Below are 7,540 nucleotides of genomic sequence, written 5' to 3' on the forward strand. Positions count from 1 at the left end.
CGTGATTATCTGCGCCGCCTTGGTCAGAAGCCCCTTGGTCTTCTTGTCGAGATCCTGGGCCGCGGGCGTGACTTGCCGCCCTCCTCTGCGAACACCACCGCGACGCGTCGCCGGCAGTGGAAGGGCTGGAAAAGGACAGGACGGTCTGATCGGTCACGGCAAGCTCCATCGATGAGGTCGCGCCGCCGGGCACCAAGGGCCGGACAAAAGCACACCGTCTCAGCGCGGCGCCCGCGCGCCCGTGGTGCAGTTTTGCAACAGCGGCAGGAAATACGTCGCCCTACCTAAGTCCTGCGCCGGGCGAAAGCAAGCCATTCGAAATGGCCGAAATTCCGCCATCTTGGACTGGTCAGATTCACAATTGGTACCAGCCGGTTGATGCCGTTTCGGGCGTCTTGGGGGCCGGCCGAAGGGCCATTCGGGGACAGTCGGAAAAACGGGTGATGACGCTCTTCAGCCGATACATGTTTCGGCAGGTGACGAACGCGTTTCTCGTCATGCTGCTGACGCTGACGGCCATCGTCTGGCTCGCTACAGCATTGAAAGAGCTAGATCTTATCACCTCGCAAGGCCAAGGCCTGGTGCTGTTTTTCCAGATGACCATGCTCAGCCTGCCGAGCCTGATGACGCTGATCGCGCCCAACGCGGTGCTCATGGCCGCCCTCTACACGCTCGACCGCATGAACGGCGACAGCGAAATCATCGTCATGACGGCCGCCGGCGCCACGGTGTGGCGGCTCTGCAGCTCCCTGATCGCCCTCGCCGCCATCGTCAGCGTCGTGATCCTGCTGGTGAACGTGTTGCTCAACCCCGCCTGCATGCGGGCGCTGCGCGACTTCATCACCCAGGTCCGGGCCGACCTGATCTCGCAAGTCCTTCAACCAGGACGATTTTCCAGCCCCGAGAGCGGCCTCACCTTCCATATCCGCGACCGCAGCCAGAGCGGCGAGCTCCTCGGGCTCCTGGTCCAAGACGAGCGCGACAGCAAGCAAGTCATGAGCTATCTCGCCGAGCGCGGCCGCATCCTTACCAATGATGACGGCAATTACCTGGTTATGCTCGACGGTTACGTGCACCGCTATAATGCCGAAGACAAAGATAAAGCCGTGCAAATCATCGCCTTCGATCAGAACATGCTGGATATCTCGGAGTTCGCTCCCAAGGATAGTTCTGGAAAAGAACTTCGCCCCAAAGAGCGTTCCATGGGCGGGCTCATATATCCTCCCGACGACGACAAGATCGCTCAGAACAACTATGGTTTGCTGCGGGCGGAATTACATGAACGTCTGTCGACACCTTTATATCCACTTGTTTTCATCTTCGTCGCGATTGCGCTGATGGGTCAGGCGCGGACCACTCGAGAGAATAGATGGGGCCAGATTCTAACGGCTTTCGGGCTCGCGATCGGCCTCAGAGTCGCCGGCCTGACCGCCAACAATCTCGTCGTTCTCAATGCGTGGGCCGTGGTCCTCGTATATGCTATTCCGGTGGGGGCGATTCTGATTGCGGCATGGGTGGCGCAGGTTAGAATGTCGCCAGAATTGCGGTCCAAGCTGAACTTTGAGCTCAAGCTTCAGCTAAAAAACATAAGGTTTTGGGCCGGTAGAGGGATGCAGGCAGAGTGAGAGCGCAGATGCGGGGCATCAGTGCCGGGGGAACGCTTGCGCGCTACTTTTCAGCGCGGTTTCTCGTCGCCATGGTGGCGATGTTCCTGATCTGCTGCGTGCTGATCTTCTTCGTCGATTTCATCGAGATGCTACGTCGCTCCGGTAAGTACTCCGGCGACGTGTCCGGAATTCTTCTCGCGTGGATCACGCTTCTGCGCTTGCCCTCATTCTCCGAACTCACCCTGCCCTTCGCCGTTCTCATCGGCACGATCGCGATCTTCCTGATGCTGAGCCGCTCATCGGAACTCGTCGTGTTGCGTGCCGCCGGCATTTCGGTTTGGCAATTCACCTTGCCCGCGATGGCGGTCGCCTTCCTTCTCGGTGTGCTCTTCGTGCTGCTCTACAACCCCGTGGCCGCGACGGCGCGCTCCGAAGCCGAACGCATCTACGCGGCCGCCTTCGGCAAGGGTGACTCGTTCCTGCAAACGAACAAGCGCTCGGGCGCATGGCTTCGTGAAGACGGCGCCGACGGTCCCTCGGTCGTGCATGCGCTGCAAGTTCTCAATCAAGGCCTCGAGCTGAACGGCGTCAGCGTCTTCCAATACGACGCCAAGCACGAGCTCACGGAACGCATCGAGGCGAAGCGCGCCGTGCTCAAGCATGGCCGCTGGGAGCTTCAGGAGGTCTGGGTCAGTTCCGTCGGCCAAGAGCCGGCGTTCTACAAAACCTACCTGCTCAGCACCTATCTCACGCCGACGCAGGTGAAAGACAGCCTCGGCACCGTGTTCTCGATCTCGTTCTGGGAATTGCCGAACTTCATTCAGATCGCCGAGCGCGCCGGCCTGCCGGCAACCCAATACCGCGTGCAGTATCACTTGCTCCTGTCGCGACCATTCCTCCTGGTCACGATGGTGCTGATCGCGGCGACGTGCTCCCTCAAAGGCTTCCGCTTCGGCAATGTCCAGATCAATGCGATCTTCGGATTGGCGGCGGGGTTCGGGTTCTTCGTGTTCTCCGAGATCTCGCGAAACTTCGCCATGTCGGGGCTGACCTCGGCGGCCGCGGCGCATGGGTCCCGGTAATCGTCGCCGCATCGCTCGCACTGACCGTGCTCTTGTACAAAGAGGACGGATGATGACGCGCGCGGCGACAATTCAACGGGTGATGCGCCGGGCTCTGCCCGGCCTCGGCACGTCTTATGGGCATCCGTTCGCGGGCGCGCTCGGGACGACGCTCGCCGCCCTCATCGCCGCACTGTGCACGCTGTTCGCGGCCCCCAACGCCGCTTTCGCCCAGGCGCAGACGGGGCTCGAGCAGATCGTCAAATCACCCGACGTCGATTCCTCGGAGCCCATGCTGCTCCAGGCCGACGAGATGGTCTACGACAACGACAACGGCCGCGTCACCGCCAAGGGCAACGTCGAGATCTACTACGGCAACTACACGCTGCTCGCCGACAAGGTCGTCTACAATCGCAATGCGAACACGCTCGCCGCCGAGGGCAATGTCCGCATGAAGGACCCCGACGCGCGGTGATCACCGCCGATCAGCTCACCCTAACCGACGACTTCCGCGACGGCTTCGTCGACGCCCTCAAATTCGTCACCAAGGACGACACGCGCATCGTCGCGGAGTCCGCTTCGCGCGAGGCCGGCAACGTCACCGTGTTCCGCAAGGGCTGGTTCACCCCCTGTAAGCTCTGCGAGGAAGATCCGAGCAAACCGCCCACCTGGCGCATCCGCGCGGGCAAGATCACCCACAAGCGTGATCAGGCCAAGATCGTCTACAACGACGCCGCCTTCGAGTTCTTCGGCGTGCCGGTTCTCTGGACCCCTTGGTTCCAGACCGCCGACCCGACGGTGAAGCGCAAGTCGGGCTTCCTCATTCCGAGCTACAGCCACTCCGACGAGCTCGGCAACTCGGTGCAGATCCCCTACTACTTCGCCCTCTCCGATCATTACGATTTCACCTTCGCCCCGATGTGGACGGAGAAGGCCGGAACGTTGCTGCTCGGCGATTGGCGCCAGCGCACGTCCAATGGCGGTTATCGTGTCGAGCTTGCCGGCGTGTTCGACAATGACACCGACATTACCAGCCCGGCCTTTGGCGACGATTTCCGCGGCAGCATCAACACCCAGGGCCGGTTCGCCATCGACCCGTATTATTCCTTCGGCTGGGACATCCTCGCCGAGACCGACGACACGTTCCGCCGCTACTACAACCTCGACTCCCGGCTGAAGACAGACCGCGTCTCACAGGTCTATTTGGAGGGGCTCCACGACCGGAATTACTTCTCCACGCGGTTCTACAATACGGAAAGCCTGCTCGCACCCGATGAGGAGTTTTCCGAGGCCACGGTCTATCCGATCATCGATTACGACTACATCGTCGACACTCCGATTGTCGGCGGCGAGCTCAGCTTCAACTCCAACGTCATGGTGTTCTCGAGCGAGGACGGCACCGACTCGAACCGGTTCATCATGGAGGCGAACTGGCGGCGCCAACTGATCGACGGTATCGGCCAAGTGTTTACGCCGTTCGGACGCCTGCGCGGCGACGTCTACAGCGTCGACGAGCCCAGCGTGCTCGAGCTAAGCGGCAGCGAGGACCTCGTGACCGCGAATCCGGAAGACGGCGCGATCTGGCGCGGCAACGCCGTCGGCGGCATGGAATATCGTTATCCGTTCATCACGACGACCGGCACCGTGACCCATACCTTGGAGCCGATCGGACAGATCATCGCGCGGCCCGACTCTCTCGGCGACCAGCAGGAAATTCCCAACGAGGATGCCTTGAGCCTCGTGTTCGACGACACGATCCTGTTCGATATCGACAAGTTCTCCGGCTATGACCGCATCGAAACCGGCACCCGCGCCAATGTTGGCGTGCGGTACACCGCACAACTCATCTCGGGCGCCTATGCCCGCGCCGTATTCGGTCAGAGCTATCAACTCGCCGGGCAGAACGAGTTCGACACCGACTTCTACAGAACCAGCGGCCTTGCGACCGATACCTCCGACTACGTCTCGGGCGCTACTTGCAGGCGACCGAGAACATCTCCTTCACCGCGCAGCAACGCTTCGACCAGGACACCTTCGATGTCGAGCGTACCGATCTCGGGTCTTGGGTTCGCTACGGTCCGGTGCAAGCGCGCGTCAACTATGCGGACGTGCCCGGCGAAGTTACGGGCGGAGCGCCGCCTCGTATCGTGAGCAACAATGACCGCGAAGAAATTGTTCTGGGCGGTGCGCTTGCTATCACCAACGAATGGTGGGCGCTCGGCAATTTGCGTTACGACATCGAGGAGGAGCAGACCATCACCGACGGTCTTGGCCTGCGCTACCAGGACGACTGCTTCAAGATCGACGTCACCTATCAGCGGTCCTTCATCAAGGATCAGGACATCGAGCCGGATCAGCGTTTCCTCGTGAACTTCGCCCTGAAATATCTGGGTACCTACTCCGTCGCCACCGAAGCTTTCGGCACGTTCGGCGCGGACGGATCGGACTTCAATGAGTAGCGCGGCCCTCTCTATGGTGCGCGGTCTCGCGCTTTTCGCCGTCCTCGTGTCCGCAGGTCTGCTCGCCGCGCTCCCGGGCCGTGCCCAGGAAGTTTCCATCAAGATCCTGGTCAACGACGAGCCGATCTCGGATTACGACATCGCGCAACGTGAACGCTTCTTGGCCCTCACCACGAAGGAGCAGCCGAGTCCCGAGCTCAAGAAGAAGTCGACGGACATGATCATCGACGAGCACCTTCAAATGCAGGAGGGCCGGAAGCTCGGCGTCACGCCGGACGAGGAGGACGTCACCAAAATCATCGAGGACATGGCCAGCAAGAACAATCTCGACGTCGCCGGCCTCACCACGGCTCTCGGCAAGGCGGGCGCAACGAGACCCTCAAGGACCGCATCCGGGCGCAGCTCGTCTGGCAAAGCGTGGTCCGGCAGAAATTCGCCCGCGAGGGTTCAGATTGGCGAGGCCGACGTCGATCAGGCCTTGGCCGATTCCGGCGAAGACGAAGAGCAATCCTCTGTGCGCGTTGAGCAGGTGAGGCTGGAACTTCCCAGCGGCGCCGACCAGCGCGTCCTTGCCGCCAAGCTGGCCGCGGCCGAGGCCTTGCGCGCCCGGTTCACCGGCTGCGGCAACGTCACCGATATGGCCAAGGGTGTTGAAGGGGCGACGGTCAAAACGCTGCTCGAGCAGCAGGCCACGAACCTCGCCCAGCCCGCCCGGCTCTTGGTTCAGAACGCGAAGGTCGGACAAATGACCCCGCCCACCGTGTCGCACTCGGGGGTCGAGCTCTACGCGGTTTGCGGCAACCGGGCGGTCACGAGCGACGGCTCGATCCGCGAGACGGCCCAGCGGAAACTCATGAACGAGGAGATGATGATCCGCGCCGAGCGCCTCTTGCGCGATCTCCGACAGGACGCCTTCATCGAATACCGCTGACGTCGATTTTCATGCTAGGCCCTTGATTCATGGGTCCTACCGCCAAACCGCTCGCCCTCACCCTCGGGGATCCCGCCGGAATAGGGCCCGACGTCACCCTACTCGCCTTTGCCGCACGGAACCGCGAGGCGATACCGCCATTCGTCCTGATCGGTGACGAGACCGTGCTCGCCGAGCGTGCCGAGACGCTCGGCCTGTCCATTCCCATCGCTAAGATTGCGGCGCCCGCGGACGCCGCCCAGATCTTCCCCGATGCCCTTCCCGTACTACCCCTAGCGGTCTCGGGCTCCGTCGTGGCGGGACAACCGAGCCTCGAGGCCATGGACGCCGTCAAACGTTCCATCGAGACCGCGGTCGGCCTCGTGCAAGAGGGCGAGGCCCGTGCGGTGGTCACCAACCAGTGTCGAAGTCGCATCTCTATCGCGCAGGCTTCGCGTTTCCGGGACACACGGAATATCTCGCCTCGCTGGCCTCCGCCGAGGCCACCCCGCTCCTCCCGGTGCTGGTGGCCGGTCCGTTCAAGGTGGTGCCGGCGACCATCCACATCCCTTGAGGACGTGGAGCGCACGCTCACGCGAGACTTGCTCGCCGAGACCATCAAGATCACCGACCGCGATCTCCGCCGCTTCTTCGGCTACGGCCGGCCGAGGCTCGCGGTCAGCGGCCCCAACCCTCACGCCGGCGAACAGGGCAGCCTCGGCCGCGAAGAGGTGGAAATCATCGAGCCGGTCATCGCCGAAGCGCAAGCCCAAGGTCTCGACGTGTCGGGGCCCTACCCCGCCGACACGCTGTTCCACGAGGCCGCGCGCCAGCGTTACGACGCGGCGATCTGCATGTATCACGACCAGGCACTGGTGCCTTTCAAAACGCTTGCCTTCGAGGAGGGGGTGAACGTGACGCTGGGGCTTCCCTTCGTGCGGACCTCGCCGGACCACGGCACCGCTTTCGACATCGCCGGCACCGGTAAAACCAATCCGCGCAGTCTCATCGAGGCGCTGCGCTTGGCCTCCGCCATGAGCGAGACCGCCACCGACGAGGCCTGACCCAAGTGACCACACCCGACGGCCTGCCCCCTCTGCGCGATGTGATCCGTGCCGCCGGCCTCACCGCCAAGAAGAGCCTCGGCCAGAACTTCCTGCTCGACCTCAATCTGACCCGCCGCATTGCCAGGGCCGCGGGCCCGCTCGAGGGCGTCACCGTGGTCGAAGTGGGACCCGGGCCGGGCGGGCTCACGCGCGCATTGCTGCTGGAAGGCGCGGCAAAGGTCATCGCCATCGAGCGCGACGAACGCTGCGTTCCGGCGCTCCAAGAGATTGCCGCGGCCTATCCGGGCCGGCTGGAGATCGTTGCCGGCGATGCGCGTGAGATCGACTACGCGGCCCTGCCTCTCGGCGCCCGTGCGCGCCTCGTCGCCAACCTGCCCTATAGCGTCGGCACCCCGCTTCTCATCTCCTGGCTCAAGACGTCGCAATGGCTCCATGG

8 protein-coding genes are annotated in these 7,540 nt (G+C 62.8%); all 8 read left to right on the forward strand.

All coding sequences use genetic code 11. The annotated features are described in order from the left end of the window. The first annotated feature begins 320 nt into the window (after positions 1-320). Positions 321-1,625, forward strand: a complete 1,305-nt coding sequence (gene lptF / locus AUC71_RS10605; RefSeq protein WP_083238277.1) for an LPS export ABC transporter permease LptF — start codon at positions 321-323, stop codon at positions 1,623-1,625. An 8-nt stretch (positions 1,626-1,633) separates the two neighbouring features. Beyond that, positions 1,634-2,689: an LPS export ABC transporter permease LptG gene (lptG, locus tag AUC71_RS10610; protein WP_244500905.1), complete on the forward strand. Its 1,056-nt coding sequence runs from the start codon at positions 1,634-1,636 to the stop codon at positions 2,687-2,689. Positions 2,690-2,738: 49 nt separating this feature from the next. Further along, a complete protein-coding gene (locus tag AUC71_RS10615; RefSeq protein WP_069624242.1) occupies positions 2,739-3,143 on the forward strand; it encodes an LptA/OstA family protein in 405 nt (134 codons plus the stop codon). Further along, positions 3,140-4,819 carry an LPS-assembly protein LptD gene (locus tag AUC71_RS10620; protein ID WP_069624243.1) on the forward strand — a complete coding sequence of 560 codons (1,680 nt, stop codon included), beginning with the start codon at positions 3,140-3,142 and terminating at the stop codon, positions 4,817-4,819. Before AUC71_RS10615 ends, AUC71_RS10620 begins: the two co-directional genes overlap by 4 nt. Beyond that, positions 4,816-5,127 carry a hypothetical protein gene (locus tag AUC71_RS10625; RefSeq protein WP_069624244.1) on the forward strand — a complete coding sequence of 104 codons (312 nt, stop codon included), beginning with the start codon at positions 4,816-4,818 and terminating at the stop codon, positions 5,125-5,127. Before AUC71_RS10620 ends, AUC71_RS10625 begins: the two co-directional genes overlap by 4 nt. Then, positions 5,120-6,058: a SurA N-terminal domain-containing protein gene (locus AUC71_RS10630; protein ID WP_141701609.1), complete on the forward strand. Its 939-nt coding sequence runs from the start codon at positions 5,120-5,122 to the stop codon at positions 6,056-6,058. The genes AUC71_RS10625 and AUC71_RS10630 overlap by 8 nt, the downstream gene beginning before the upstream one ends. Positions 6,059-6,087: 29 nt before the next feature. Next, entirely contained in the window at positions 6,088-7,101 is a 1,014-nt protein-coding gene (locus AUC71_RS10635; RefSeq protein WP_425283381.1) for a 4-hydroxythreonine-4-phosphate dehydrogenase PdxA, read from the forward strand. A 5-nt stretch (positions 7,102-7,106) separates the two neighbouring features. Beyond that, positions 7,107-7,540 (forward strand): ribosomal RNA small subunit methyltransferase A (locus tag AUC71_RS10640; RefSeq protein ID WP_280139306.1); only part of this gene is annotated, 434 nt, incomplete at its 3' end.

The organism is Methyloceanibacter marginalis (genome assembly GCF_001723295.1).
GTDB classification, from domain to species: domain Bacteria; phylum Pseudomonadota; class Alphaproteobacteria; order Rhizobiales; family Methyloligellaceae; genus Methyloceanibacter; species Methyloceanibacter marginalis.

What these genes read in the sequence shown, in the direction of transcription:
- AUC71_RS10635 (WP_425283381.1), top strand. Translation starts at nt 6,088, where the DNA reads ATGGGTCCTACCGCCAAACCGCTCGCCCTCACCCTCGGGGATCCCGCC.
- lptF (WP_083238277.1), top strand. Translation starts at nt 321, where the DNA reads ATGGCCGAAATTCCGCCATCTTGGACTGGTCAGATTCACAATTGGTAC.
- AUC71_RS10630 (WP_141701609.1), top strand. Translation starts at nt 5,120, where the DNA reads ATGAGTAGCGCGGCCCTCTCTATGGTGCGCGGTCTCGCGCTTTTCGCC.
- lptG (WP_244500905.1), top strand. Translation starts at nt 1,634, where the DNA reads ATGCGGGGCATCAGTGCCGGGGGAACGCTTGCGCGCTACTTTTCAGCG.
- AUC71_RS10615 (WP_069624242.1), top strand. Translation starts at nt 2,739, where the DNA reads ATGATGACGCGCGCGGCGACAATTCAACGGGTGATGCGCCGGGCTCTG.